The following is a 26420-nucleotide window of genomic DNA, read 5'->3' as shown; positions in this document are numbered from 1 at the left end:
TAAGCAGGGCGCCTGCACTCCGCTCAAGGCGCCGGATCCGGTTCCCCCACGGTCATGGCGCGTCCCCCGAATACGATGGTCGATCCCGCCCTCGATGCGGCGGCGTTGCTGCGTCGCCTCGGCTTCTTCGGGCTGTTCGTGGTGCTGCCGGTGGCCGCTCAGGTCTCCCGCCGCGCGACGGTGGTGCTCGCCCCCATCGCCGTGGTGATGCTCATTACCGCCAGCGCCATCGACCGGCGCCAGCGCGCCGTCGGCCCGACCCTGCGGCGCCTCCTCACCGCCCCCTCCTTCCTGGCAGGCATGCTGGTGGTCTTCTGGTCGGGGCTGTCCCTGATCTGGACGCCGTTTCCCGGCCCGGCGAGCGAGCGGCTCGCCAACCTCGTCGCCACCATCGTGATGGTGCTGCTCGCCTATCTCGCCCTGCCCGAGCGCATGCGCTCGGCCAATCTCTACCTGTTGCCCCTCGGCGTCGGCGCGGCCTCCATCGTCGCGATCCTGATCACTCTCGTCGGCGACGCGATGCTGAAGGACAACCCGGACGGCGACAGCGCCCTGGAGCGCGGCGCGGTGCTGCTGGCTCTGCTCGCTTGGCCCGCCGTGGCCTGGCTGCGCTCGCGCCGCCGTGACACCGAATCCATCGTCGTGGTGCTGCTGGTGGCCGGCGCCCTGCTGCTCGCCCCGGGGACGACAGCCCTGTTCGCCATGGCCATCGGCGCCCTGGCCTTCGCCCTGACCTATTGGCGCCCGTCGTTGGGCGTGCGGCTCACGGCGCTCGCCGCCGCAGGCCTGCTCGCGGTGGCGCCGCTGCTGCCGTTCCTCGCCCGCCCCATCGGCGCGGCCCTGTTCGGCCCGGTATCGCCGGGGGTGCTGGCGCTCAAGGCGTGGCAGAAGGTGGTGACCCTGGAGCCGGTGCGGCTGGTCACCGGCCACGGACTCGAGACGGCCCTGCGCGGGCGGATCTTCGGGATCCTGCCGATCAATGCGCCCACCACGATGCTGTTCGAGTTCTGGTACGAACTCGGCATCGTCGGCGCCTTCGCCGCCGCCTTCGCCCTCTACGGCGCGATCCACCGGGCCGGCCGCGGCGCCACGGTTCTGGCCCCCTGCGCCATGGCGGCCTTCGCCACCGCCTTCGCCATCGGCTGCGTCGGCGTCGGGCTCACCACGATCTGGTGGCTGACGACCCTGGCGCTGGCGATCCTGATCTTCGTGGCGATCGAGCGCGGGCAGTTCCGCTCCAGCCGGCCCAAGGTCGGGCGGATTCCCCGCCTGCCGGCGCGGGACTAGGACGTTTACCAGTCGGTCGGACCCGAAGCAGGCACTCAGGCCTCCGGCGTCTCGATTGCCTCGGCGGCCGCCTCGATGGCGGCCATGTCGTCGTCGGACAGGCCCATATGGTGGCCGATCTCGTGGACGAGGACATGGGTGACGAGGTGGCCCAGCGTCTCGTCGTGCTCGGCCCAGTAATCGAGGAGCGGCCGGCGATAGAGCCAGACCGCATTCGGCATCTGCCCCGTCGCGACCTCGCCGGACTGCGCCAGCCCGACGCCGCGGAACAGGCCGAGCAGGTCGAACTCGGTCTCGCAGCCCATCTCGGTCAGGGTCTCGTCGTCGGGGAAGTCGTCGACATGGATGCGCAGGCCGGCGCAGAGCCGCCGGAACTCATCCGGCAGCGCGGCGAAGGCGGCATCGGCCAGGGCCTCGATCTCGGCGAGGCTCGGCGCCTTGGCATCGGCCCATCCGCTCACGGCGCGGCGGGCTCGCGCGGGGCGACCGGCAGCACGCAGCCCTTCAGGAAGGCGGCGAGGTCGCTGGTGATGTGGTCGATATGCGGCTCCTTCACCGCCTCCTGCTCGAAGGCCTCGCGGAACGGGTCGGGCGTCTGCGGCACCACCAGAACCGTCGCCATGCCGAGATCGTGCGGCACCACGAGGTTGCGGGCGATGTCCTCGAACAGCGCCGAGCGGTGCGGATCGACGCCGTGGCGCAGGAGGAAGCGCTCGTAGGTGCCGCGGTCGGGCTTCGGCACGAAATCGGCGGCGGCAATGTCGAACACGTCCTCGAAATGGTTGAGGATGCCGAGCTTGTCCGCCACCCGCTCCGCGTGGCGGCGGGAGCCGTTGGTGAGGATCAGCTTGCGACCCGGCAAGTGCTCGATGGCGGTGCCGAGGGATTCGTCGAGCTTGATCGTCGAGTGGTCGATGTCGTGGGCGAAGTCGAGAAAGTCGTGCGGATCGACCCCCTCCTCCACCATCAGCGCCTTCAGGGTGGTACCGTAGCGGTGGTAGAAATGCTTCTGCAGGGCGCGGGCCGAGATCGCATCGAGCCCGTAGAGACGCATGACGTAGAGCGTGATCCGCTCGTCCACCTGCGGCCAGACCCGCGCGTCGCTCGGATAGAGCGTGTTGTCGAGGTCGAACACCCAGGTGTCGACATGGCCGAAGCCGCGGGAATCGGGGGAAGTGAAGTGGCTTTCGCCGGGAAGGAACAAGTGAAAATCGCTTGAGAAGTGAAGCGGGGCGGAATGTCCCGCCCCGCTTATGTAGGTGATCGCGGCCTCGAGGAAAACGCCGCCGGATCAGGTCCGCCGGATCAGGGTGCCGGCACCGAAATCGGTGAACAGCTCCAGCAGCGCGGCATGGGCGACCTTGCCGTTGAGGATGACCACGGCCTCCACACCCTGTTCGAGGGCGTAGATGCAGGTCTCGACCTTCGGGATCATGCCGGCGGTGATGGTGCCGTCGGCGATCAGGCGCCGGCAATCGTCCACCGAGAGTTCCGGGATCGGCTTCTTGTCCTTGTCGAGCACGCCCGGCACGTCGGTGAGCAGCAGCAGGCGCTTGGCCCGCAACGCACCGGCAATGGCGCCGGCGAAGGTGTCGGCATTGACGTTGTAGGTCTTGCCGTCCTCGCCATAGGCCACCGGCGCGAGCACCGGGATCAGCTCGGCCTTCAGCACCGCATCGAGCACGCCGCGCTCGACATGCTCCGGCTCGCCGACGAGGCCGAGATCGACCGCCTGTTCGGTGTTGCTCTCGGGATCCTTGACCGTGCGCAGGGCCCGCTTGGCGCGGACCATGTTGCCGTCCTTGCCGCACAGGCCGATGGCCCGCCCGCCCTCGGCGGCGATCCAGCCGACGATCTGCTTGTTGATCGAACCGGCCAGGACCATTTCGACCACCTCGACGGTGGCCTCGTCGGTGACGCGCAGGCCGCCGCGGAACTCGGACTCGATGCCGAGCCGGTTCAGCATCTTACCGATCTGTGGCCCGCCGCCATGCACGACGATCGGCTTCACGCCGGACTGCTCGAGCAGCACGATGTCCTCGGCGAAGTCCTCCGCCGCGGCCGGATCGCCCATGGCGTGGCCGCCATATTTGATGACGACGATCTGTTGATCGTAGCGCTGCATATGAGGCAGCGCCTGGGTCAGGATTTCGGCGCGCACATGCACGTTCGGCAACGGATCGGTCATCACGGTCGTCCTGGCTCGTTCGAGTCGGGGGCGGATTCGGCAGGCTTCTAGCGCAGCCTCGCCGCGGCGCGAAGCGGGCCGAGGCCCTCGAAGGCGAGACGGCTTACAGCCCGGATATGTCAGACCGTCGACGGGCGGGCGCCGGATCACCCGCGCGGCAGGGCGGCGCTTCGGCCTCCTCCCCGGTGTGATGCCAAGAGTCAGCCATGTCTTTCGGCTCCCCCCGGTGGTCGAACACTCCATTCGGCAGAGCCGAGACCTCGAATTAAGGGAGCATTAACCATCCTCAACAATGATCGTCCATCGAACCTGGGGGCCGACCATGCTGAATGCCGATCTGCTGAAGCCACGCCCGAGCCTGACGCATCCCGGTCTGATCGCCCGCGCGGTCGAAGCCCTCGGCCAGAGCGCCGGCTCCTCGGCGGAGATCTGGCGGCGGCTCACCGAAAGTTACGCCGTCGATCTCGACGCGGTGGCCACGCTTCTGCCCTGCGCCGAACCCGAGCCGCTCTGGCTCACAACCCGGGAACCGTCCCGCCGGCGCTGAGACGGCCGCAAGGCCGCGCGGATCAACCGATCACCCGCAGGCCGCCGCCCGCCCGGAGCGGGCCACCCGCCAGCACCTCGGCATAGACGCCGCAATCGGCATGGCCGAGATGGTCGCTGAGGGCTTTCGGAATGGCGAGATCGCGCAGGCCGGTCTGCGGATCGACATTGGTCGCCGCGCAGCGCACCGTCCGGCTGGTGATCTTCAGCCGCACCCCGTCGCCCGCCTCCAGCACCCGGCCGACCATGTCGAGTTCCTCCCACGGGGAAAGTCCGTCGAGATAGAGGTTGCCGCGAAAGCGCAGGGGATCGACCGGAGCCCCGACGAAATCCTCGATCGCCGCCACGCTCGCCCGGTTGATGAGCGAGACATAGCCGGTGCGCGAATCGGTGAAGCGGTAGCCCGGCGGCGCGGACAACACCCGCGGCGCGCCGCGCAGCTCCTGCGGCAGAAACCCGGTCATGAAGGCGGCGAGCGCCGCGCGGCCCTCTTCCGTGCCCAGATCCGCCTCCACGGCGAGCGCGCCGTTCTCCTCGACGGTGAGGCGGTGGGTGGCATCGTCGAAGCGGGTGCGCAGCCGGGCCAGCGCCTCGTTTCGCATCAGCATCAGGTAGGCGACCTTGGGCAGATGGCGCGGCACCCCCTCGTTGAAGCCGGACGGGCCGTTCTCGATGGCGTAGAGCCGGTCTCCGGGGAAGTAGCCGCTGGTCTCCAGCTCCGCCGACTCGACCGCTTCGGGCGAGAGGCCCTTCACCGGATAACGATAGAGGGCGGCGATGCGGATGGCGGGATTCGGGCTCATGCCCACTCGCTAAGACCTGCCGCGGGCGGTTTGCAACCATGCGCGCCTCGAACGGCCCGTGCCCTGGGCAGAAGTCCGCATGGCCGAGGCGCGGCGGCTCTGACGCTGGCATGGGATGCGGGTCTCGCCTTCGACCGTGCATTCGCCCTGGCGCTCGGCGCGAGGGCGCGCATCGCAGCGGGCCAGACCCCCTTGTGTTACGAAAACGCAACACCAGATCAGCTCTGCCGGCGGCTTTGAAGAAGCGCCGGTGTCCCGGCGGGGCCGACCCCGCGGGGCAACGCATCGACCACGCCGTGCCGCGTCAGCGGGCGGACAACGGTTCGATCCGGGGGAAGGACAAACGCATGAATTTCGAAAAGTACACCGAACGCGCCCGCGGCTTCGTTCAGGCCGCGCAGAATCTCGCCGTCCGCGAAGGCAACCCGCAGCTCGCGCCCGGCCACCTCCTCAAGGTTCTGCTCGACGATCCCGAAGGCCTCTGCGCCGGTCTCATCGACCGGGCCGGCGGACAGTCGCGGGTGGCCCATGCGCAGATCGAGCAGTGGCTCGCCAAGCAGCCGAAGGTGTCCGGCAATTCCGCGCAGCCGCAGGCGACCCGCGAGCTCGTGCGCCTGTTCGACACCGCCGAGCAGGCGGCCGAGAAGGCGGGCGATTCCTACGTCACCGTCGAGCGCCTGCTGCTCGCCTTCGCCGTGGAGAAGGAGTCCGAGGCCGGCCGCATCCTGACCGCGGCGGGCGTCACCGCGGCCTCCCTCAACGGCGCGATCAACGCGCTGCGCAAGGGCCGCACCGCCGACAACGCCTCGGCCGAGAACGCCTACGACGCCCTGAAGAAATATGCCCGCGACCTCACCGAGGCGGCCCGCGAGGGCAAGCTCGATCCGGTGATCGGCCGCGACGAGGAGATCCGCCGCACGATCCAGGTCCTCTCTCGGCGCACCAAGAACAACCCCGTGCTGATCGGCGAGCCCGGCGTCGGCAAGACCGCCATCGTCGAGGGGCTGGCGCTGCGCATCGTCAACGGCGACGTACCGGAATCCCTGAAGGAGAAGAGCCTGCTCGCCCTCGACATGGGCGCCCTGATCGCCGGCGCGAAGTATCGCGGCGAGTTCGAGGAGCGGCTGAAGGGCGTGCTCTCCGAGGTCACCGCCGCCGAGGGCCGCATCGTCCTGTTCATCGACGAGATGCACACCCTGGTCGGCGCCGGCAAGGCGGACGGGGCGATGGATGCCTCGAACCTGCTCAAACCCGCGCTCGCCCGCGGTGAGCTGCACTGCGTCGGCGCGACCACGCTCGACGAGTACCGCAAGCATGTCGAGAAGGACGCGGCGCTCGCCCGGCGCTTCCAGCCGGTCTTCGTCTCCGAGCCGACCGTGGAGGACACGGTCTCGATCCTGCGCGGCATCAAGGAGAAGTACGAGCAGCATCACGGCGTGCGCATCCAGGATTCGGCCCTGGTCGCGGCGGCGACGCTGTCGAACCGCTACATCACCGACCGCTTCCTGCCCGACAAGGCCATCGACCTCGTCGACGAGGCCGGCTCGCGCCTGCGCATGCAGGTCGATTCGAAGCCCGAGGAGCTCGACAATGTCGACCGCGAGATCGTGCGGCTGAAGATCGAGGGCGAGGCGCTGAAGAAGGAGACGGATTCCGCCTCCCGCGACCGGCTCGTGCGGCTGGAGAAGGAACTGGCCGATCTGGAGGAGCAATCCGCCGCGATCACCGCCCGCTGGAAGGCCGAGAAGGACAAGCTCGGCGCCGCCGCCGAGCTGAAGAAGAAGCTCGACGAGGCTCGCAACGAGCTCGCCGCCGCCCAGCGCCAGGGCCAGTACCAGCGCGCAGGCGAACTCGCCTACGGCGTGATCCCGGGGCTGGAGAAGCAGCTCGCCGAGATCGAGGCCGCGGCGGAGAACGCGGTCGCCCGCGACGGCATGGTCGAGGAGGCGGTGACGCCGGCCCATATCGCCGGTGTCGTCTCCCGCTGGACCGGCGTGCCGGTGGACAAGATGCTGGAGGGTGAGCGCGAGAAGCTGCTCGCGATGGAGGAGGCGCTCGCGAAGCGCGTCGTCGGCCAGCGCGAGGCGGTGGAGGCGGTCTCGACCGCGGTGCGCCGGGCGCGGGCGGGCCTGCAGGATCCGAACCGGCCGATCGGCTCGTTCATGTTCCTCGGCCCGACCGGCGTCGGCAAGACCGAGCTGACCAAGGCGCTCGCCGGATTCCTGTTCGACGACGACACCGCCTTGGTGCGCATCGACATGTCCGAGTACATGGAGAAGCACGCGGTCGCCCGCCTGATCGGCGCGCCTCCGGGCTATGTCGGCTACGAGGAAGGCGGCGCGCTGACCGAGGCGGTGCGGCGCCGGCCCTATCAGGTCGTGCTGTTCGACGAGATCGAGAAGGCGCATCCGGACGTGTTCAACGTCCTGCTGCAGGTGCTCGACGACGGGCGCCTGACGGACGGACAGGGGCGCACGGTCGACTTCCGCAACACGCTCCTGATCATGACCTCGAACCTGGGGGCCGAGTATCTGGTCAACCAGCCACCGGGCCAGGATACGGAAGCGGTGCGCGACGAGGTGATGGGCGTCGTCCGGAGCCATTTCCGGCCGGAATTCCTGAACCGGATCGACGAGATCATCCTGTTCCACCGCCTCGCGCGCTCGGAGATGGGGGCCATCGTCGATATCCAGCTCGGCCGTCTCGCCAAGCTCCTGGAGGATCGCAAGATCACCCTCGACCTGGACGAGGAGGCCCGCATCTGGCTCGCCGACAAGGGCTACGACCCGGCCTACGGGGCGCGGCCGCTGAAGCGGGTGATCCAGAAGAACGTGCAGGATCCCCTCGCCGAAGCGATCCTGTCGGGCACGATCCACGACGGCGAACAGGTGCCGGTGCGGGTCGGCCCGGCCGGGCTGATGATCGGCGACGTCGCCGCCGAGCGCCGGCCGGCGGGGGTGCTGCTGAACTGATCTCTCGATCACCCGCAATCGAAGGCCCCGGCGCCACACCGGGCCGGGGCCTCACTCATCGCCGAATCAACGAGCCTTGCGCCGCAGAATAATCCCGCCGACAAAAGGGGATGACCGCCGAGACGCTCACCTACGCCATCGGCGACATCCATGGCTGCGCCGACCTGCTCGACCGGCTGCTGGAGCGCATCGACAGCCACGCGGCCGGCCGTGCGAAAAAACTCGTCTTCCTCGGCGACTACATCGACCGGGGGCCCGACAGCGCCAAGGTGATCGAGACGCTGCGGCGCCTGCAATGGCGCGCGCCGGACGACGTGGTCTGCCTGATGGGCAACCATGAGGAGATGCTGCTGAAGAGCCTGCGCGAGCCCGGCGCCCTGGAGCACTGGGTCTGCAACGGCGGGACCGCGACGCTTGCCTCCTTCGCCGTCTCGGGACCGGAGGAATTGCCCGGCGAAATGCTCGATTGGATCGAAGCCTTGCCGACCCTGCACGGGGACGCGCAACGCTGGTATGTCCATGCCGGGTTCAAGCCCGAGACCGCGGCGCCGGATTCCGACACGCAGACCCGGCTCTGGATTCGCGAACCGTTCCTCTCCAACGACCACGATTTCGGCCGTCACGTCGTCCACGGCCACACCCCGCAGATGCGCGGCGGCCCGGATTGCCGGCGCTTCCGCACCAATCTCGATACGGGAGCGGTCTACGGCCACGCCTTGACCGCAGGCGTGTTCTCGGACGCGCAAGGGCCGGCGCTGGAATTCCTGCAGGTTCCGGCCCAGGCTTGACCGCTTGAGCCGACTCGGCCTTCTTTTGCTTCGGGCCCCGTGCAGCCCGCCGCTCGCGCCCCTCGGGGAACGGTGAATGCACGGTCCGGGTCGCGGATCGATCCTTGACTGGGCCGCCTGTCGGCAACGCGAGCACCGAGGTTCAGAGCGCCCCGGCAAAGGCTCGACCATGGTCGATATCTCGAACGCGAAAGCGATGGCGAGGACGCTGCGGACCTCCCTGTCTCAGCGCAGCATCGAACTCCCCCACAGCGCCTGCCTCGAACTCGTCGCCCGGCAATTCGGCTTTGCCGATTGGAACGTCCTTTCGGCCCGGCTTGAACCACCGCGACGGCCGCTGAGCCTTCCCAAGGATTGGTTCGCCCTGGGCTCCATCAGCGACACCACGCACCGGCTCGGGCTCGACCCTGAGCGGCCCGGCACGGCGCTGATCGAGAGCCTCGTCGCGCGGGGCCGGGGAAAGGATCTGACCGGCCTGATCGCCGTGCTGATGCAGAGCATCAAGGCGGATACCTTCCGGGGGCAGCGCCTCCGGCTGAGCGCGGATCTCAGGACGCAGGAGGCCGATCTCGCGACGATCTGGATGCGTGTCGATGGGGATGAGCGCCGCGGCCTCGCCTTCGACAACATGCTGGACCGGGAAACCGAAGGCCCGCTCACGGGCACGACGGACTGGACGCGGCGGAGCATCGTGCTCGACGTCGCGCCGGAGGCCGGCAGCCTTCATTACGGCGTCTTCCTCAGAGGGTATGGGCGAGTCTGGGCGCGGCATGTCCGCATCGAGCCGGTCGGCCCCGAAACCCCGGTCACGATCGTCCGCCGCCGCGAGACCTGCGACGCGGCGAACCTCCCCGGCGTCCCGGCCAATCTCGATTTCTGTGAGCGCTGAGGTTTCGTGAAGCGATCTGCTTGAACCCGGCGTCGGCTCCCTCTCTAAAAGATCCAACCGCAGCTCTGCGCGCTGCGGAGGAGGAGCCGACGCCGATGGATGCGCCCGCAGAGTCCCGCAATCGGACAGAGGAGCGGGCGATGGCCCGCCTCGCCCTGCGCTTCACCGATTGGGCGGAGAAGTGGTTTCCGGATGCCTTCGTGTTCGTGGCCATCGCCGTGGTGATCGTGGCGGCGGCGGCGCTGTTCAACGGCGCCCCGGTTCAGGCGGTGACGAAGAGCTTCGGCGACGGCTTCTGGAGCCTGATCCCCTTCACCATGCAGATGGTGTTCGTCACCATCGGCGGCTACGTCGTGGCGACCTCCGGCCCGGTCCAGGCGCTGATCGACCGGATGGCCCTGGTGCCGAAGACCGGGCGCGGCGCCATCGGCTTCGTCGCCATCGCCACCATGCTGTCCTCGCTGCTGAGCTGGGGCCTGAGCCTGATCTTCGGCGGCCTGCTCGCCCGGGCGCTGGCCCGGCGGACCGAATTGCGCATGGATTACCGCGCGGCCGGTGCCGCCGCCTATCTCGGGCTCGGCGCCACCTGGGCCATGGGCCTGTCCTCGTCCGCCGCGCAGCTCCAGGCCAATCCGAAGAGCCTGCCGCCGGGCCTGTTGCCGATTACCGGCGTGATCCCCTTCAGCGAGACGATCTTCCTCTGGCAGTCGATCCTGATCGCCGCGATCCTCGTGGTGATGTCGGCGCTGATCGCGCTGGCCTCGGCGCCGGGCCGCGAAACGGCGGTGACGGCCCAGGATCTCGGCGTCGACGTGTCGAAGGCCGATGACAGCGTCGCGCCCCCGAAACAGCCCGGCGAATGGCTGGAGCACGCCCCCGTGCTCACCGTGCTGATCGGCCTGCTCGCCGCCGGCTGGCTGATTCAGGAATTCGCGCGCCAGGATTGGATGATCGCGATCTCCAACCTCAACACCTACAACTTCCTGTTCCTGATGGCGGGCTTCGTGCTGCATTGGCGGCCGAAGCGCTTCCTCGCCTCGCTTGCCAAGGCCGTTCCGGCCACGGCCGGCATCCTGATCCAGTTCCCGTTCTACGCCGCCATCGCCGCGATCCTCACCGGCGCCAAGAACGCCGCCGGCCACAGCCTGTCGGACGTCATCGCCCACGCCTTCGTCGCGCTGAACACGCAGGGGTCGTTTCCCCTGGCCATGGGCGTCTACTCGGCGCTGCTCGGCTTCTTCATTCCGTCCGGCGGCGGCAAGTGGCTGCTGGAGGCGCCCTACGTGATGCAGGCGGCCAACGAGCTGAAGGTGCATCTCGGCTGGGCGGTGCAGGTCTACAATGCGGCCGAAGCCCTGCCGAACCTGATCAACCCGTTCTTCATGCTGCCGCTGCTCGGCATCCTCGGGCTGAAGGCCCGCGACATCGTCGGCTTCAGCTTCCTCCAGCTCATCGTCCACCTGCCGGTGGTGCTGTTCCTGCTCTGGGCCCTGGCCTTCACCCTGCAATACCACCCGCCGGTGCTGCCGGGCTGACACCACGCGGCACCGGCCCACCCTCGCTGTGCGGGCCGGTGCCGCGATACGCGGGCTCCAGCCGTTCGATCCGGTTCAGGAGCCGGGTCCGTTCAAAGCCTTGCGCGGCTGCCGGCGTGCTGCGACCGGATCACCGTCGACCGGGGGCCGCCTGACGGCTTGAACCGGACGGGTTCAGCGCCGCGACGGAACCAGGGCCGCGACGGCGGCGAGAGCCCAGCCCGCCATCAGAATCACGCCGCCGCTCGGCGCCGCCATCGGAAATAGCGGCGTGCCGGTCAGGGCTCGCATCGCCAGATCCCCCGAGAACAGGACGAGGCCGAGGAGGAGAGCTGCCGACGCCGCCCGAGCGAGACCGCTACGGACGAGGCCGGCGGCGGCGAATCCGGTCAGGGCCAGCACGGCGGGGGCATGGAAGAGAAGGAACTGCGCGGCGGTCTTCAATGTCTCGCCGCCGCTGGTATGCGCGGCGGCGGCGCTCGCCGCCACGCCGAGCAGGCTGGCCAGGGCCGCCGACGCGGCGAGGAGGCGGTCGAGGCCGGTCACGCGCCGCGCTCCTGCAGCAGGCGGGCGATGCTGGCGCGGAGCTCCGCCACGCCGCGATCGTCGCGGCTCGAAGTCAGCAGCACTTCGGGATAGGCCGCCGGCCGCTTGGCGAGGGCCGCCTGGATGCCCTGGATGCGCCGGTCGATCTCGGACTTCTTCAGTTCGTCGCCCTTGGTCAGCACGACCTGATAGGAGACCGCCGCCTTGTCGAGCCCGTCGAGCAGATCGGTGTCGATCGATTTCAGGCCGTGGCGGGAATCGATCAGGACATAGACGCGGGCGAGGTTCGAGCGGCCCTTCAGGTAGGCGTGGATCAGCTTGGTCCAGGCCTCGACCTTGGCCTTCTCGACCGCCGCGTAGCCGTAGCCCGGCATGTCGACGAGCATCAGGCGCTCGCCGATCCGGAAGAAATTGAGCTGCTGGGTCCGCCCCGGCGTGTGCGAGGTCCGCGCCAAGGTGTTGCGCCCGGTCAGCGCATTGATGAGGCTCGACTTGCCAACATTCGAGCGGCCGGCAAAGGCGATCTCGACGCCTTCCATCGGCGGCAAGGCCCCGAGGGCCGGTGCCGCGGAGGTGAAATCCGCGCTGCCGGCGAACAGCAGGCGGCCGGCCTCCAGAAGTTCGGGGGTGGGCGGGTCCAGAGTCACCGAGTTCGTCACCGAAAGATCCGTCTGTTCCTCACCCCCGCGGGCAGCGGCGGGGGCGGCGGATGAAGCCCGACGGCACATCCGCAGGCCGGTCCATTTCGTACCACGGGGATCGGACACGCCGACCCCAAAACGAAAATGCAGACCCCGGGGCAGGCCCGGGATCTGCGAAACAAGTCAGGCCCGCGCCCTGAGGCGCGTGGCCCCTGGCCTCAGCTCTTGGCGGCGGCGCTCTTGTCGCCGCGCCGGAACGTCGTCTTCAGGTTGTCCCACAACTCCACCTTCACGCCGTTGCGGCGCATGATGATGTATTGCTGGATCACCGAGAGGGTGTTGTTCCAGGCCCAGTAGATCACCAGACCGGCCGGGAACGAGCCGAGCATGAAGGTGAACACGATCGGCATGAAGGTGAAGACCTGCGCCTGGACCGGGTCCGGCGGGGCGGGGTTCATCTTCATCTGGACGAACATCGTGATGCCCATGATGATCGGCCACACGCCCAGATGGATGAAGTCGGGGGCGGCGAAGGGCAGCAGGCCGAACAGGTTCAGGATGTTGGTCGGATCGGGCGCGGCGAGGTCCTGGATCCAGCCGAAGAACGGCGCGTGCCGCATCTCGATGGTGATGAACAGAACCTTGTAGAGCGCGAAGAAGACCGGAATCTGGATCAGGACCGGCCAGCAGCCGGCGACCGGATTGATCTTCTCCTTCTTATACAGCTCCATCGTCGCCTGTTGCATCTTCATCCGGTCGTCCTTGTACCGCTCCCGGATCGCGGCCTGTTCAGGCTGCACGGCCTTCATCTTGGCCATCGAGACGTAGGAGCGGTTGGCGATCGGCAGGAAGAACAGCTTCAGGATCAGCGTCACGAGCAGGATCGCGACGCCGAAATTGCCGGCGAGATGGAAGAAAAGGTCGAGCGCCCGGAACATCGGCTTGGTCAGGAACCAGAACCAGCCCCAATCGATCATCAGGTCGAACTGCTTGATGCCGAGATCGCGTTCGTAGGCATTGATCTGATTGACCTCCTTGGCACCGGCGAACAGGCGCTGCGTCGCGGCGGAGGAGGCATTGGGCGCCACGGTGACGGCGTCGCCGCGCACGCTGGTCTGGTAGACCTTGGTGGCACCGTCGGTACGCTCGGTGAAGGCGCCGGTATAGGGCTTGTCCTGCTCCGGGATCGCGGCTGCGGCCCAGTACTTGTCGGTGATGCCGACCCAGCCACCGGTCACGTTCGACCACGCCTTGCCCTGTGTGCCGGCTCCGCCATAGGCGGGCTCCTTGGCGACCTTGTCGTAGGTGAATTCCTGCAGCCCATCCTGGCCGAGCACGCCGATCAGGCCTTCGTGCAGGACATAGTTGCCCTGGGTCTGCGGCTTACCCCAGCGCGAGACGAGGCTGTAGGGATAGAGCGTCACCGCGTTGGCCGAGGTGTTCTCGACCTCGTCGCGGACGGTGAACATGAACTTGTCGTCCACGGCGATGAGGCGCTTGAAGACGAGGCCCTGGCCGTTGTCCCAGGTCAGGGTCAGCGGCCGGCCCGGAGCGAGCAGGTCGCCATCGGCCTTCCAGACCGTCTCGCTGCCGGGCAAGGGGCCGGCATTGGCGCCGACCCAGCCGAACTCGGCGTAATAGGGGTTCGGGCTGCCGGTGGGCGAGAGCAGCACGATGCGCGGGCTCTCGTCACTGACCGTCTCGCGGTAGTTCTTGAAGCTCACGTCGTCGATGCGGGCGCCCTTGAGCGCGACCGAGCCGGTGAGCGCCGGGGTATCGATCCGCACGCGGGCGGAGCGCGCCAGTGCCTCCTCACGGGAGACGGGGCCCTGGGCGGCGGCGCCCGGCACGGTACCGGGGACGGGCGCGTTGGGGCTGCCCTCCCGCGGGCTCGGGGCTGGAACCCCGTCAGCGGAGGGCGGCGAGCCCGGCTGGGTCGCCTGGCTCTGCGCCGCCGCCTGCCGCTGCCGCTCGTTGGCCGGCCCGGTGACGAAGTAATGCCAGCCGAGCAGGACCGCCAGCGACAAGGCGATGGCGACGAACATGTTCGTCTTGTCGTTACCCATCGGTTGATCCGTCAGGCGCCTTGATAGGGGAAGAGAATGTGGGGGTGCCACGGGCGGCCGCGCCCCGCCCGGAGCGGGAGCCGCCGCGTTGCGGATTGGACGACTTCGCGCCGAATGTCGAATCGGAGTTTCGCGGAGCGGCCGGACGCGTCACCGCTTTCAGCGCACGACGCAGATCCTCGACGAGGCTCTCGAACGGGGCATCGAGGGCGGGCCGCCGGGCGATCAGCACGATATCCGCTCCGACGCACGGCGCATCCGCTGCTACGGCCTCGACCGCACTGCGCAGGCGGCGGCGAATCCGATTGCGCTCGGTCGCATGTCCCACACGCTTGGTGATGGTGAAGCCGAGAAAGAGGCCCTCGGCAGCTTCGCCGTCACGCATCTCACCGGATTGACGCAGGCGCCCCTGGGCGCTCATCCGCTCCGTGTGAAAGCGCCGGCCCTGGGCAGCTGCCAGGAAGTCCGGTCGCCGCCGGAGACGTCGGATCGTCGACACGGTCGCTCCGATCCCGATCCGCGGGCTTGCGATGCATGGATGCGGCGCCGGATTCCCGACGCCGCATGAGGTCTTAGGCCGAGAGGCGCTTGCGGCCGTGGGCGCGACGGGCGGCGATGACCTTGCGGCCGCCGGCGGTCGCCATGCGGGCGCGGAAGCCGTGACGGCGCTTCCGGACGAGCTTGCTGGGCTGATAGGTTCTTTTCATGATCGGTCTCCGGCGGTCGAGGTATCGACCCGGCGGCGCATGCGAGCAGCGCGCTGACCGTGGCGTGAGCCTCGAAATGGGATCTGCAAACGCGAAGGGCGCCCGGAACGGGGCGCCGCTTCGCAATGGCGCGGCTTATGGCGGAGGGGACGCCGCAAGTCAATGACGGTGCCCGCATCGATGGAGCGATCGATCGCCGCTCCCCCGTCCCGGCCCCGGACGCGACGATTGCCATGGGCGCGATTCGGCAATGGCGGCACGACCCGGCCGCTGTGCTTAACCGGCCATTAACCTTTCCGGTCCACGAATAGGGATATCCAGATTGTCTGGATCCTGAGTGGGAACTCTTGTCCACTCTGTTTGATGCCTCCCTGTAGACTCGTGACAAGCCGCTCTCTGGAGCGGCTTCTTTTTTCGCGGCTTCGGCCCGGCGCCCTGCTCCCCGGCCGCCCCCCCTTCACCCTCTCGAGCCATTAACGTTAAAAGAACGTGAACCCTCTTTCGGGCTGGGTTCGGCGCTACACTTGCGCCACTGACCGCATTCACACCGAGATCGTCCCGCTCCGGGACAGATGGTGTTGCAAGCGGCACAGGAGGCAGGATGACCGAGTTCGACATCACGTTCCGGGACGAGCGCGATTGGGTGAGCTTCGGCGAGTCCTTCGTGGCGTCGGAGGGTTTCAAGACCCTGTTCCGAGAGGGCATGCTGCTGGTCGAGGAGACGGCAGCCTATCTCGACGGAGAGGGCCGCGCCGAATCGCGCCTGATCTCCCGCGACGCCACCCTCGCCTATGCCAGCGAGAGCATGCGGCTCACGACGCGGCTGATGCAGATCGCCTCCTGGCTCCTGGTGCAGCGCGCGGTCTCCGAGGGGGAGATCAGCCTGAGCGAGGCGCAGGAGGAGAAGACCAAGGTCAAGCTCAACGCCGCGGAACGCGCGGTGATCGAGACCGCCGACGCCTTCGCCTCGCTGCCGCTCCGGCTCCAAGATCTCGTGCAGCGCTCCCGTCGCCTGCATGCGCGCATCCTCCACCTCGATGCGCTGATCAGCGAGGACCGTCCGATGCCGGTGCCACGGGAGAGCCCGGTGACGGCGCAGTTCGGGCGCCTTCAGGCAGCTTTCGGCGGCAAATGAGCCGCCCATGACTCGCGCATGAGGAAGAAGCTCCTCGTCCGATCCCGCCGCGTTTCTCAGGGATGATACGACTTCCGCTTGATGCGAGCGGAAACCGTATCACTCAGCCCGCGCGGCGCCCGAGCGAAGCCCAAATCCGCCCTCCCAAAGGAATCGACCGGATTGGGTATGAGGCAGAAAAGACAGGCCGGCGCCGCGTCTCCAGGGGCCGGCCTTCTTGTTTCAAAATGGCACAGCGCCCCCGCTCACAACCCCGTCGGCCGGCCGGCGGCGACCACCAGCATCCGGCCGTCGCCGAGAGTCCGCGCCCCGGCCCGGCGGATATCGTCCTGCGTCACGCTCGCCACGAGATCGTTGCGGCGGGCGATGTAATCCATGCCGAGGCCTTCGAAGGCGATCTGGACGAGCTGGCCGGCGATCTTGGTCGAGGTGTCGAAGCCGAGGGCGTAGGAGCCGGTCAGGTAGTCCTTAGCCTTCTGCAGCTCCTCGTCGGAGGGCCCATCGGTGATCAGGCGGTGTATCTCCTCGCCGATGACGTCGAGGGCCTCGACCACCCGCTCGTTCTTGGTGGCGGTGTAGCCCCAGGTCATGGCGACCGCCCGATGCGAGGTCAGCGAGGTCCCGACCGAATAGGCGAGCCCGCGCTTCTCGCGCACCTCTTGGAACAGGCGAGAGGTGAAGGCGCCGCCCCCGAGGATGTGGTTGAGGACATAGGCCGGGATGAAGTCGGGGTCGCGCCAGGCCACGCCCGGCAGGCCGAAGCGAATCACCGATTGCGGCACGTCGAGATCGACGACGATGCGCCGGCCGAGCTCGTTGATGGAGGTCGGCGGCACCGGCTTGAGGGTGCCGGCCTCGGGCAACCCGCCGAAGGCACGGGCGACCATCGCGGCGATCCCCTCCTCCTCGAAGGCGCCGACGGCGGCGACCTTCAGGCCGCCACGCCCGATCAGGGTGCGGTGCATGGCCACGAGGTCGTCGCGGGTGATGGCCGAGAGCGTCTCGATGGTGCCCGCCGAGGGCCGGCCATAGGCATGGCCCGGGAAGGCCTCGCGGAAATAACGGCGCGAGGCCAGAACGCCGGGGTCGTTCTGCTGGTAGCGCAGGCTCGCGATCATCTGTGCGCGCACGCGCTCGATGGCGGCCTGATCGAAGCGCGGCTCGGCCAAGGCCAAGGCGAGCAGGCGGATCGCCTCGTCCGCGTGCTTCGTCAGCGTCTTCAGGGAGCCGCCGATGGAATCGGGGCCGGTGTGGAAGCTCAGCTCGATGGCGCGGGCGGCGAGCGCCTCCTGGAAGCCATCGGAATCGAGATTGCCCGCGCCCTCGTCGAGCAGGCGCGCCATCATCTGCACCGTGCCCGCCTTGCCCTCCGCGTCCTGCGCCGCACCGCCTTCGAAGGTGAAGGAGAGCGCGATCATCGGGACCACCGGCGAGGCAACGTACCAAGCCTCGATGCCGGGGGCGGCCGCCAGCGGCAGCGCCTGGGTCGGCGAGGTCGCCGTGCGGGTGCCGGTCTCGGCGAGATTCATCGGAAGTTCCTCAAAGCGTCATGTCGCAAACGGCGCCGCCGACCCTGCGGCGGCGCGAAGAATGAGCGGAGCCTCAGGCCTCGGAGATCCCGGTGTCGCGGGCCTTGGTGAGGTAGCCGGTCACCGAGCGGGCGGGCACGAGGTAGCGGGCGGCAACGGCCACGAGCCGGTCGCGGGTGACCGCCTCGATCTCCTCCGGCCAGCGACGCACCTCCTCGACGCTCTCGCCGATGGCGAGCGCCGAGCCGAAGATGCGGGCGAGGGAGGATTGGGAGTCGGAGGAGTAGACCGTCTCGGCCACCAGCCGGATCTTGGCCCGCTCGATCGCCTGGGGGTCGAGCGCCTCGGGGGCCCGGCGAAGGACGCGGTCGACATGCTCCTCCAGCGCTTCCAGGGTCACGCCCTCGGCCGGCACGGCGTAGACGGCGAAGCGGGTGTCGTCGATGGCCGAGCCCATGTACCAAGCGCCGGCATTCACCGCGACGCCCATCTCCAGAACCAGCTTGCGGTAGAGGAACGAGGTCGCGCCGCCACCGATCACCTCGGCGAGCAGCTCCAGGGCGTGGCCCTCGCCGTCGCGGGCGGTCATGCAGGAGGGGGTGAGATAGAGGCGCTGGAAGGTCGGCTGCTCGACCTTGGGATCCGCCACCGAGATGCGCCGCATCGCCCGCGGCTCCGGCTCGCGCGGGCGTACCCGCAGGGGCCGCGCGCCCTGCGGCGCCACCTTGCCGTAGGTGTCCTCGGCCAGACGCCGCACTTCGTCGGGCGTCACGTCGCCGGCCACCACGAGGATCGCGTTCTCGGGGGTGTAGAAGCGCTTGTAGTAATCGATGGCGTGGGTGCGGTTCAGCTCCTCGATCTCGTGCATCCAGCCGATGATCGGGATGCCGTAGGGATGGTGCACGAACAGCGAGGCGGCCATCGCCTCGGAGAGCTGGGCGGACGGGTCGGTCTCGACCCGCATGCGGCGCTCTTCGAGCACCACGTCGCGCTCGGGCGCCACCACGGCGTCGTCGAGGACGAGACCGCCCATACGGTCGGCCTCGAAGGCCATCATCGTGGAGAGGTGATCGCGGGCGACGCGCTGGAAATAGGCGGTGTAATCGTAGCTGGTGAAAGCGTTCTCCTGGCCGCCGAGGGACGAGACCGCCTTCGAGAAAGCTCCCGCCGGATGCTTCTCGGTGCCCTTGAACATCAGGTGCTCGAGGAAGTGGGCGATGCCCGACTGGCCGATCGGATCGTCGGCCGAGCCGTTGCGGTACCAGATCATGTGGGTGGCGACGGGGGCCCGGTGATCGGGCACCACCACCACGTCGAGCCCGTTGTCGAGCGCGAAGGCGGAGACCTCCGGGCCGCCGGCCTCGGAGCGCCCGAACGGGGCGGCGTCCACGCGGCCGGCGTGATTGAGGCCTCGCTGCGGTCCGACGGGAGCGATGGCCTTCCGGTAGAGGTGCATCCTGCTGTCCTTATGCGGTGGCCCTTCCGCCCGTCCGCGCTTTCCGTCTCAAAAGTCCCGGCATTGTCCCGAGAAATCACGCCGGGCGCAAATCCCGTACCGCGCGACGTGTCCGCACGGTCACGGCCCGTCCGAATGCTTCACGACTTCGCCGGTCCTGTCGAGACCAATGTCAGGAACAACCTGGCCGGCGCACCGGAGATGTGCACTCAACGCGCGGACTGTGCCCTCATATAGGCACGCGGATCGGCTTCTTCCCTGTCGCTGATCGGGCCGCCGACCGGACCGCCCTGCGGCTTGGCCACCTTGACCGGGGCCCTGCGGTAACCGGTGGGCGGATCGGTCAGGGTGTCCCGGTCGGGCTCGGCCAGGGTCGGCTCGGTCTTGTCCGGGGTGCCCTTCAGCAGCTCGAACGGGTTGAGCCAAGTCGAGTCGCGTGTATCGCCGTCGCCGGGGCGCCCCGCCGGGCCGTTGAGGGCACCGGCTCCGGCCCGGCGGCCGGCGTCCATCTCGTAGACCGACAGCGTCTCGTTGTTGTCGTTCATGCGGCCCTGAGCGCCGCGCACGATCGGCTTCTTGGCCTCGACGGCGGCCCGCTCGCGCTGGATCACCTCCGGATCCTTCGGCCAAGCCGGATCGGCCTGACGGGCGCGGGGAACCGGCAGGCCGGCGGTCAGATCCTCCTTGCCGCCGAGCTTGGGCGGCATGGCGAGGGGCGCGCGCTCGCGATAGGTGATGCTCGGACGCTCGGGCTCGATCAGCCCGAGATTGCTCAGGGTGTCGCGCATGAATTCGCCCTCGGCGCGGGCCGCGCCGGCGAGGCAGGGCAGCAACGCGGCGCCCAATGCCAGACGGTGGATCGATCCAAGCGTCCGAAAGAAGCTGCGCCGCCCGCTCATGCCGTGATCCCCTGGGCTTATGCCTGTTTCAGGCTTCGGGCTGGCTCCGCCTCCGAGGGATCGGAGGCGGCCGGATGACGATCCCTTCTGAATCGTACTCCGGACCCTTTGGAACCGAGGTGAGCCGGGTTTCGGGCGAAGGTATGGCGCCTTGACGCAGGCCGGACCGGTTCGCCCTCAAGCCTGGGGACGCCCCTCACCCGCCGACGCCGCATCCGCCCGTGTGCGCCCGGCCGGACGCAGGCTGTCGAGGATGAGGCCGACGACGCCGGCGACGATGGCCGCATCGGCCACGTTGAACACGTACCAGGACCACGTCCCCGCATGCAGGTGGACGAAGTCGAACACCGCGCCGTAGGCGGCCCGGTCGATGGCGTTGCCGAGCGCCCCGCCGACGATGAGGCCGAGCGAGACCGCAAGCAGCCGCGACCCGGCCCGGCGCATCCAGGCCGACAGGCCGAGGGCGGCGGCGAGCGAGAGACCGACCAGCAGCCAGCGCCCGAGCCCCCCCTCCTGCTGGAACAGGCCGTAGGACACGCCGCGATTCCAGACCACGACGAAGTCGGCGAAGGGCGCCAGCCGCCAGGGCTGGCTCATCACCAAGTCGGTGCCGAGATAGAGCCAGAGCTTGGAAGCCTGATCGAGGATCAGGGTGGCGAGGGCGGCGATCAGGCCGGCGCGGAAGGGGGTCATGACGAAGCGCGGCCTTCGATGCGAATCCCCTTCCCGCTCCGCGGGAGAGGGAAGCCCGGCTTCAGGCAAAGGCGGAGCGTCGGATGACGGGCGCGACCTTCGCCACCGTCGCTCCCCTCTCCCGCCTCGTATCCGCGAGGCACCCTCCCCCGCAGAGGGGGGAGGATTTCGCGCATGGATCGGCCGTTCGTGTTCACGCCGCCCCCGGATGCGCCGCATCCCATTCCCGCAGGGCGCGGGCGTCGCGGGGGGTCACGTCGGGATAGTCGGGATCGCTGCCGACCTCGGGCGAGACCCGCCAGGACCGGGCGCATTTGGTCCCCGCCGCGCGCTCCGGCACCACGGCCACGCCCTTCACCTCGTCGAGGCGGAAGGCCTCCGCCGGGCCCTCGCCGGACCGGACGGTGATGGCGGAGGTGATGCAGAGATCGGCGAAGTCCAAGCCGTCGAGAGCGCCGAGCAGGTCGGGATCCGACACGTACACGACGGGCGCCGCCTCCAGGCTGGCACCGATGCGCTTGGCCGCCCGCTCGATCTCCAGGGCGCCGGTCACGACGCGGCGGACCCGGCGCACCTTGTGCCAGCGCGCGGCCAGGGCCTCGTCCCGCCATTCCGCAGGCGTGTCCGGCAGGGTCTGGAGATGCACCGAGCCGTCCTCGGACGGGTAGCGGTCGAGCCACGCCTCCTCGGCCGTGAAGGCGAGGACGGGCGCGAGCCAGATGGTGACCCGGCGGAAGGCTTCGTCGATGACCTGCAGCGCGGCCCGGCGCGTGACCGACGAGATCGGATCGCAGTAGAGCGTGTCCTTGCGCACGTCGAAATAGAAGGCCGAGAGGTCGCCGGTCATGAAGCCGTTGAGCAAGGCCACGATCCGCTTGGTGTCGAAGGCCGCGTAGGCCTCGCGGATCTCGCCGTCGAGCTGCGCCAGACGATGCAGGATGAAGCGCTCCAGCTCCGGCATCTCGGCCAGCGCCACGTCGTCCCCCGGCACCCGGTGGGCGAGCGAGCCGAGCATCCAGCGCAACGAATTCCGCAGCTTGCGATAGGTCTCGGCGAAGGTTTTGACGATCTCGGGCCCGATCCGCAGATCGTCGGAATAGTCGGCCGCCGCGACCCAGAGGCGGAGGATGTCGGCGCCCGATTCCTTGATGACGTTCTGCGGCGCGACGACGTTGCCGCGCGACTTCGACATCTTCTCGCCCTTGGCATCGAGAACGAAGCCGTGGGTGAGCACCACGTCGTAGGGGGCGTAGCCCTTCGTGCCGCAGGATTCGAGCAGCGAGGACTGGAACCAGCCGCGATGCTGGTCGGAGCCCTCCAGATACATCACCCTGTCAGGCCCGCCATCGACGGCGCGGCGGATCCCGGCGAGGCCGGGGAAGGCCTGTGGGTCATCGAGCACGAAGGCGTGGGTCGAGCCGGAATCGAACCAGACGTCGAGGACGTCGGTCACCTTCTCGTAGTTGGCCGGATCGTAGTCGGGCGCCAGGAAGCGCTCGGCCGCGCCGTCGGCGAACCAAGCATCCGCGCCCTCCTGCGCGAAGGCCTCGGCGATGCGGGCATTGACCCTCTCGTCGCGCAGGACCGCCCCGGTCTCCTTCTCCACGAACACCGAGATCGGCACGCCCCAGGCCCGCTGGCGCGACACCACCCAATCGGGCCGCCCGGCCACCATGCCGTTGATCCGGTTCTTGCCCTGCGGCGGAACCCACTGCGTCGCCTCGATGGCATGGAGCGCGGTCTCGCGCAGGGTCCGGTTGCCGAGCCCCTGCACCGGCCGGTCCATGGCGATGAACCATTGCGGCGTGTTGCGGAACAGAACCGGCTTCTTGGAGCGCCAGGAATGCGGATACTGGTGGCGCAGGACGCCACGGGCGACCAGCGCCCCGGCCTCCGTCAGCGCGGCGATCAGCGCCTTGTTGGCATCGCCCTTCTCGCCCTTGGCGGTGAAGACGAACCGGCCAGTGAAGCCCGGCGCCTCCTTGGTCAGCATGCCGTCGGCATCGACGGTGTAGGGGATGCGGGTGTCGATGCCGGCCTCGGTCAGGCGGCGGCCATTGGCCATCCAGACCTCGAAATCCTCGCGGCCATGGCTCGGCGCCGTATGGACGAAGCCGGTGCCGGCCTCGTCGGTGACGTGCTCGCCGTCGAGCATCGGCACGGGAAAGCCGTAGCCGGGATCGAAGCCGTGCAGCGGATGCGACAGGGTCAGCCCGGCCAAACTCGCCGCCGGCACGTCGGCCACGCGCTCGTAGGTCTCGACCCGGGCGGCCTTGAACACGCCCTCGGCGAGGGCATCGGCCAGCAGGTAGGTGTCACCCGCCTTGGCCCAATTGTCGTCGGCCGCCCCGGTGACGCGGTAGAGCCCGTAGGCCACCCGCTTCGAATAGGCGACGGCGCGGTTGGCCGGCAGCGTCCAGGGGGTCGTCGTCCAGATCACGACGCGGGCGCCGCTCAGTTCGGCCGGCGCCCCGTCCCGGATCGGGAAGGCGACGAACACCGTGTCGCTGACATGCTCCTCGTACTCGACCTCGGCCTCGGCCAGCGCGGTCTTCTCCACCACCGACCACATCACCGGCTTCGAGCCGCGATAGAGCTGGCCGCTCAGCGCGAACTTCATCAGCTCGGAGGCGATGCGCGCCTCCGCCGGATAGGCCATGGTCGAGTAGGGGTGGTCCCAATCGCCGGTGACGCCGAGGCGCTTGAACTCGTCGCGCTGAATGTTCAGCCAATCGGCGGCGAAGGCCCGGCATTGCTGGCGGAATTCCAGCACCGGCACCTCGTCCTTGTTCTTGCCCTTGGCGCGGTACTGCTCCTCGATCTTCCACTCGATCGGCAGGCCGTGGCAGTCCCAGCCCGGCACGTAGTTCGCGTCACGGCCGAGGGCGCCCTGCGAGCGCACGACCACGTCCTTCAGGATCTTGTTGAGGGCGTGGCCGATATGGATGTTGCCGTTGGCGTAGGGCGGCCCATCGTGCAGCACGAAGCGCGGGCGCCCCTTCGCGGCGGCGCGGATCTTCTCGTAGAGATCGATCTTCGCCCAGCGCTCCAAGAGGAGCGGTTCGCGGGTCGGGAGCCCCGCGCGCATGGGGAATTCCGTCTTCGGCAGGAAGAGGGTTCGCGAATAATCGCGGGCAGCCGCGGAGGCGGCGTTGGTCTGGTCGCTCATGGCGGGGTCGGCAAAGCTCTCGTCGCGAGGGGACGGTCGATAGGGAACGGGCGGAAGGGCTTCACCCGGCCTCCGGCGCGGCCGCTGACGCGGCGCCTACACGGAGGCCGGGCCCGTAATTCGCGACAGGGAAGAGAGCGGGCCGAACATGGAGCGCTTCTAGAGCGCTCTCCGGCCAAGGGGAAGCCGCTTCGTTGCGAGCCTGGGCGGCAAACCGGATCGCCTGTTTGCAGCGAATAAACGGCGCGGAGCTGCGACATCGGATCGCCGGAGACTTGCACGGGCGGCCCAACCTTGTCATCAGCCCGGCCCGGACATTGCTTTGACCGGCAATGCCGCTGCTCCCCGCCGCCATCACTCCCTTGTTACAAAGGCCGCCCCGGCTCGCGGGGCGCGCGTCGGGCGTGATTGAGGACTGGGATTAAACGGAATAGCGTCCGCGTTAACGCCGCCCGGGCGAAGGCCGCGCGATATGGTATCGGTGAGGAAACATGGCCCATTCCGCGACGTCTGATGCGGGCATGCCCACGGCGCACGTGCCCTGGTACCGGGTGCTCTACATCCAGGTCCTGATCGCCATCGTCCTCGGCGTCCTGCTCGGCTGGTACAGCCCGGAATGGGGCAAGTCCCTCAAGTGGCTCGGTGACGGCTTCATCGCGCTGATCAAGATGATGATCGCGCCGATCATCTTCTGCACCATCGTCCACGGCATCGCCTCGATCGGCGACTTGAAGAAGGTCGGTCGCGTCGGCCTGAAGGCGCTGATCTATTTCGAGGTGGTCTCCTCTGTCGCGCTGCTGATCGGCATCCTGGTGGGCGAGGTGATCCAGCCGGGCGCCGGCTTCGGCGCCGACGTGACCAAGCTCGATGCCAAGGCTGTGGAGGGCTATGCCAGCAAGGCGGCGGCGGATTCCACCGTCGCCCACATCCTCGGCATCATCCCGAAAAGCTTCTTCGACGCCTTCGCCACCGGCGACCTGCTCCAAGTGCTGCTGATCGCGGTGCTGACCGGCGTGGTCCTCACCGGCATGGGCGAGAAGGGCGCCGGCATCACCCACGCCATCGACGCGGCGGGGCAGGTCTTCTTCCGCATCATCGGCCTGATCGTGAAGCTCGCCCCCGTCGGCGCCTTCGGCGCCATGGCCTTCACCGTCGGGCAGTACGGCATCGGCAAGGTCGTGGATCTCGCTTGGCTGGTCGGCACCTTCTACACCACCTCGCTGCTGTTCATCTTCATCGTGCTCGGCGGCATCGCCGCCTTCTCCGGCTTCTCGATCCTGAAGTTCCTCGCCTACATCAAGGACGAGCTCCTGATCGTGCTCGGTACCTCCTCCTCGGAGACCGTGCTGCCGCACATGATGACCAAGATGAAGCGCCTCGGCGCCTCGGATTCGGTCGTCGGCCTCGTCATTCCCACGGGTTACTCGTTCAACCTCGACGGCACCAACATCTACATGACGCTCACCACCCTGTTCCTGGCACAGGCGGTGGGGGCCGATCTCTCGGTCGGGCAGTACGCGACGATCTTCCTCGTCGCCATGCTGACCTCGAAGGGCGCCTCGGGCGTGACCGGCGCGGGCTTCATCACCCTCGCCGCGACGCTCGCCGCCATCCCCGGCGCCCCGGTGCCGGTGGCGGCGATGACGCTGGTGCTCGGCGTCGACAAGTTCATGTCGGAATGCCGCGCGCTGACCAACCTGATCGGCAACGGCGTCGCCACCATCGTCGTCTCCCGCTGGGAGGGCGAGCTCGACAAGACCAAGCTCGCCGAGGTGATGTCGCATCCCGTCGCCATCGGCACCGAGATCTCCGACGAGGCCCCGGTGGGCCCCGGCGAGGACGACCATCCCGCGCCGAAGGCCGTGGCGGCGCAGTAGCGCGGAACCGCTCTTGGCCTCCGCCCGGTTGCGGATCGGCATCGATCTCGGCGGCACCAAGATCGCCGGGATCGTCCTCGACCCCGAGGGCGCGACGCGGGCGCAGATCCGCGTGCCGACCCCGCGCGGCGACTATTCCGGCACGCTGGCGGCCATCGCCGATCTGGTCGCGGCCCTTGAGCGGGAGGCCGGAACCGACGGTGCGAGCGTCGGCGTCGGCATGCCCGGCGCGATCTCCCGCGCCTCGGGCCTGATCAAGAACGCCAACTCCACCTGGCTCAACGGCCGGCCGTTCGCACAGGATCTCGCGGCCCGCCTCGGCCGCCCGGTGCGGGTCGAGAACGACGCCAATTGCCTCGCGGTCTCGGAGGCCGTCGATGGGGCCGGCGCGGGCCAGAGCCTCGTCTGGGCGGTGATCCTCGGCACGGGGGTCGGCTCCGGCATCGCCTTGAACGGCCGGGCGCTGACCGGGCGCAACGCCATCGCCGGGGAATGGGGCCACAACCCCCTCCCCTGGCCGCGCGACGACGAGCGCCCCGGCCCGGCCTGCTATTGCGGGCGCCACGGCTGCATCGAGACCTGGCTCTCCGGCCCCGGCCTCGCCGCCGATTATGCTCGTGCTTCCGGCAAATCCCTGACCGGCGAGCGGATCGTCGCCGCCGCCGAGTCCGGCGAGGCGGCGGCCCAGGCGGCG

23 protein-coding genes are annotated in these 26420 nt (G+C 68.8%); 9 read left to right on the top strand and 14 right to left on the bottom strand.

All coding sequences use genetic code 11. The annotated features are described in order from the left end of the window. The first annotated feature begins 54 nt into the window (after positions 1-54). On the top strand, positions 55-1287 hold the full coding sequence (locus MZTS_RS06870) for a peptide ABC transporter permease (protein ID WP_192282775.1): 1233 nt from the start codon (positions 55-57) through the stop codon (positions 1285-1287). A 35-nt stretch (positions 1288-1322) separates the two neighbouring features. On the opposite strand, the gene MZTS_RS06865 is transcribed toward MZTS_RS06870, so the two are convergent. The 3 genes from MZTS_RS06865 to argB form a co-directional block, all read right to left on the bottom strand. Continuing rightward, complete coding sequence (locus MZTS_RS06865; RefSeq protein WP_009865951.1) at positions 1323-1748, bottom strand: metallopeptidase family protein; 426 nt, start codon at positions 1746-1748, stop codon at positions 1323-1325. Continuing rightward, positions 1745-2491, bottom strand: coding sequence for a pyrimidine 5'-nucleotidase (locus tag MZTS_RS06860; RefSeq protein WP_009865950.1), 747 nt, complete (start codon positions 2489-2491; stop codon positions 1745-1747). The genes MZTS_RS06865 and MZTS_RS06860 overlap by 4 nt, the downstream gene beginning before the upstream one ends. 87 nt (positions 2492-2578) lie before the next feature. Continuing rightward, complete coding sequence (gene argB, locus MZTS_RS06855; protein ID WP_192282773.1) at positions 2579-3475, bottom strand: acetylglutamate kinase; 897 nt, start codon at positions 3473-3475, stop codon at positions 2579-2581. A 322-nt stretch (positions 3476-3797) separates the two neighbouring features. On the opposite strand from argB, the gene MZTS_RS06850 reads away from it, so the two are divergent. Continuing rightward, positions 3798-4022: a hypothetical protein gene (locus MZTS_RS06850; protein WP_192282771.1), complete on the top strand. Its 225-nt coding sequence runs from the start codon at positions 3798-3800 to the stop codon at positions 4020-4022. Positions 4023-4044: 22 nt separating this feature from the next. Here MZTS_RS06850 and MZTS_RS06845 read toward each other — a convergent pair whose 3' ends face one another. After that, the gene (locus MZTS_RS06845) at positions 4045-4824 is read right to left on the bottom strand and encodes an MOSC domain-containing protein (protein ID WP_192282769.1); all 780 of its coding nucleotides are present in this window, start codon (positions 4822-4824) and stop codon (positions 4045-4047) included. A gap of 347 nt (positions 4825-5171) precedes the next feature. On the opposite strand from MZTS_RS06845, the gene clpB reads away from it, so the two are divergent. From clpB to MZTS_RS06825, 4 genes are all read left to right on the top strand, one after another. Beyond that, a complete protein-coding gene (gene clpB / locus MZTS_RS06840; RefSeq protein WP_192282766.1) occupies positions 5172-7796 on the top strand; it encodes an ATP-dependent chaperone ClpB in 2625 nt (874 codons plus the stop codon). Positions 7797-7906: 110 nt separating this feature from the next. After that, on the top strand, positions 7907-8584 hold the full coding sequence (locus MZTS_RS06835; protein WP_009865252.1) for a metallophosphoesterase family protein: 678 nt from the start codon (positions 7907-7909) through the stop codon (positions 8582-8584). 169 nt (positions 8585-8753) lie between these two features. Then, entirely contained in the window at positions 8754-9473 is a 720-nt protein-coding gene (locus MZTS_RS06830; protein WP_281397012.1) for a glyoxalase superfamily protein, read from the top strand. Between the two features lie 95 nt (positions 9474-9568). Next, positions 9569-11008, top strand: a complete 1440-nt coding sequence (locus tag MZTS_RS06825) for a short-chain fatty acid transporter (RefSeq protein ID WP_192282762.1) — start codon at positions 9569-9571, stop codon at positions 11006-11008. Between the two features lie 174 nt (positions 11009-11182). Here MZTS_RS06825 and MZTS_RS06820 read toward each other — a convergent pair whose 3' ends face one another. The 5 genes from MZTS_RS06820 to rpmH all read right to left on the bottom strand — a co-directional run bounded on the left by MZTS_RS06820 (position 11183) and on the right by rpmH (position 14968). Beyond that, a complete protein-coding gene (locus MZTS_RS06820) occupies positions 11183-11554 on the bottom strand; it encodes a DUF423 domain-containing protein (protein WP_192282760.1) in 372 nt (123 codons plus the stop codon). After that, on the bottom strand, positions 11551-12213 hold the full coding sequence (gene yihA / locus MZTS_RS06815; RefSeq protein WP_192282758.1) for a ribosome biogenesis GTP-binding protein YihA/YsxC: 663 nt from the start codon (positions 12211-12213) through the stop codon (positions 11551-11553). Before yihA ends, MZTS_RS06820 begins: the two co-directional genes overlap by 4 nt. Before the next feature lie 200 nt (positions 12214-12413). Next, positions 12414-14261, bottom strand: coding sequence for a membrane protein insertase YidC (yidC, locus tag MZTS_RS06810; RefSeq protein ID WP_192282756.1), 1848 nt, complete (start codon positions 14259-14261; stop codon positions 12414-12416). Further along, on the bottom strand, positions 14254-14760 hold the full coding sequence (gene rnpA / locus MZTS_RS06805; protein ID WP_192282754.1) for a ribonuclease P protein component: 507 nt from the start codon (positions 14758-14760) through the stop codon (positions 14254-14256). Before rnpA ends, yidC begins: the two co-directional genes overlap by 8 nt. Before the next feature lie 73 nt (positions 14761-14833). Beyond that, a complete protein-coding gene (rpmH, locus tag MZTS_RS06800; protein WP_012253788.1) occupies positions 14834-14968 on the bottom strand; it encodes a 50S ribosomal protein L34 in 135 nt (44 codons plus the stop codon). Between the two features lie 601 nt (positions 14969-15569). Here rpmH and rcdA point away from each other — a divergent pair. Beyond that, a complete protein-coding gene (rcdA, locus tag MZTS_RS06795) occupies positions 15570-16103 on the top strand; it encodes a protease adaptor protein RcdA (RefSeq protein WP_192282752.1) in 534 nt (177 codons plus the stop codon). Positions 16104-16348: 245 nt separating this feature from the next. Here rcdA and MZTS_RS06790 read toward each other — a convergent pair whose 3' ends face one another. From MZTS_RS06790 to ileS, 5 genes are all read right to left on the bottom strand, one after another. Next, entirely contained in the window at positions 16349-17632 is a 1284-nt protein-coding gene (locus MZTS_RS06790; RefSeq protein WP_192282750.1) for a M16 family metallopeptidase, read from the bottom strand. A 73-nt stretch (positions 17633-17705) separates the two neighbouring features. Continuing rightward, entirely contained in the window at positions 17706-19088 is a 1383-nt protein-coding gene (locus MZTS_RS06785) for a M16 family metallopeptidase (protein WP_192282748.1), read from the bottom strand. A 209-nt stretch (positions 19089-19297) separates the two neighbouring features. Further along, the gene (locus MZTS_RS06780) at positions 19298-19987 is read right to left on the bottom strand and encodes a hypothetical protein (protein WP_192282746.1); all 690 of its coding nucleotides are present in this window, start codon (positions 19985-19987) and stop codon (positions 19298-19300) included. A gap of 177 nt (positions 19988-20164) precedes the next feature. Continuing rightward, positions 20165-20680, bottom strand: coding sequence for a signal peptidase II (lspA, locus tag MZTS_RS06775; protein WP_192282744.1), 516 nt, complete (start codon positions 20678-20680; stop codon positions 20165-20167). Between the two features lie 193 nt (positions 20681-20873). Further along, positions 20874-23849, bottom strand: a complete 2976-nt coding sequence (gene ileS, locus MZTS_RS06770; protein WP_192282742.1) for an isoleucine--tRNA ligase — start codon at positions 23847-23849, stop codon at positions 20874-20876. A gap of 491 nt (positions 23850-24340) precedes the next feature. Between ileS and MZTS_RS06765 the strand changes: the two genes are divergently transcribed. Then, positions 24341-25726: a dicarboxylate/amino acid:cation symporter gene (locus tag MZTS_RS06765; protein WP_192282740.1), complete on the top strand. Its 1386-nt coding sequence runs from the start codon at positions 24341-24343 to the stop codon at positions 25724-25726. 13 nt (positions 25727-25739) lie between these two features. Then, on the top strand, positions 25740-26420 hold a 681-nt coding region (locus MZTS_RS06760), incomplete at its 3' end, for an ROK family protein (RefSeq protein WP_192282739.1).

This window comes from Methylorubrum zatmanii, assembly GCF_014845115.1.
Classification (GTDB): Bacteria; Pseudomonadota; Alphaproteobacteria; order Rhizobiales; family Beijerinckiaceae; genus Methylobacterium; species Methylobacterium zatmanii.
This window is presented reverse-complemented; position numbering and strand designations above follow the sequence as displayed.

Coding starts and splice junctions, on each gene's coding strand:
- MZTS_RS06765 (WP_192282740.1), top strand. CDS start 24,341: ATGGCCCATTCCGCGACGTCTGATGCGGGCATGCCCACGGCGCACGTG.
- MZTS_RS06790 (WP_192282750.1), bottom strand. CDS start 17,632: ATGAATCTCGCCGAGACCGGCACCCGCACGGCGACCTCGCCGACCCAG.
- MZTS_RS06830 (WP_281397012.1), top strand. CDS start 8,754: ATGGTCGATATCTCGAACGCGAAAGCGATGGCGAGGACGCTGCGGACC.
- ileS (WP_192282742.1), bottom strand. CDS start 23,849: ATGAGCGACCAGACCAACGCCGCCTCCGCGGCTGCCCGCGATTATTCG.
- MZTS_RS06785 (WP_192282748.1), bottom strand. CDS start 19,088: ATGCACCTCTACCGGAAGGCCATCGCTCCCGTCGGACCGCAGCGAGGC.
- MZTS_RS06780 (WP_192282746.1), bottom strand. CDS start 19,987: ATGAGCGGGCGGCGCAGCTTCTTTCGGACGCTTGGATCGATCCACCGT.
- clpB (WP_192282766.1), top strand. CDS start 5,172: ATGAATTTCGAAAAGTACACCGAACGCGCCCGCGGCTTCGTTCAGGCC.
- MZTS_RS06845 (WP_192282769.1), bottom strand. CDS start 4,824: ATGAGCCCGAATCCCGCCATCCGCATCGCCGCCCTCTATCGTTATCCG.
- rcdA (WP_192282752.1), top strand. CDS start 15,570: ATGACCGAGTTCGACATCACGTTCCGGGACGAGCGCGATTGGGTGAGC.
- yidC (WP_192282756.1), bottom strand. CDS start 14,261: ATGGGTAACGACAAGACGAACATGTTCGTCGCCATCGCCTTGTCGCTG.
- MZTS_RS06870 (WP_192282775.1), top strand. CDS start 55: ATGGCGCGTCCCCCGAATACGATGGTCGATCCCGCCCTCGATGCGGCG.
- rpmH (WP_012253788.1), bottom strand. CDS start 14,968: ATGAAAAGAACCTATCAGCCCAGCAAGCTCGTCCGGAAGCGCCGTCAC.
- lspA (WP_192282744.1), bottom strand. CDS start 20,680: ATGACCCCCTTCCGCGCCGGCCTGATCGCCGCCCTCGCCACCCTGATC.
- MZTS_RS06835 (WP_009865252.1), top strand. CDS start 7,907: ATGACCGCCGAGACGCTCACCTACGCCATCGGCGACATCCATGGCTGC.
- MZTS_RS06850 (WP_192282771.1), top strand. CDS start 3,798: ATGCTGAATGCCGATCTGCTGAAGCCACGCCCGAGCCTGACGCATCCC.
- argB (WP_192282773.1), bottom strand. CDS start 3,475: ATGACCGATCCGTTGCCGAACGTGCATGTGCGCGCCGAAATCCTGACC.
- MZTS_RS06825 (WP_192282762.1), top strand. CDS start 9,569: ATGGATGCGCCCGCAGAGTCCCGCAATCGGACAGAGGAGCGGGCGATG.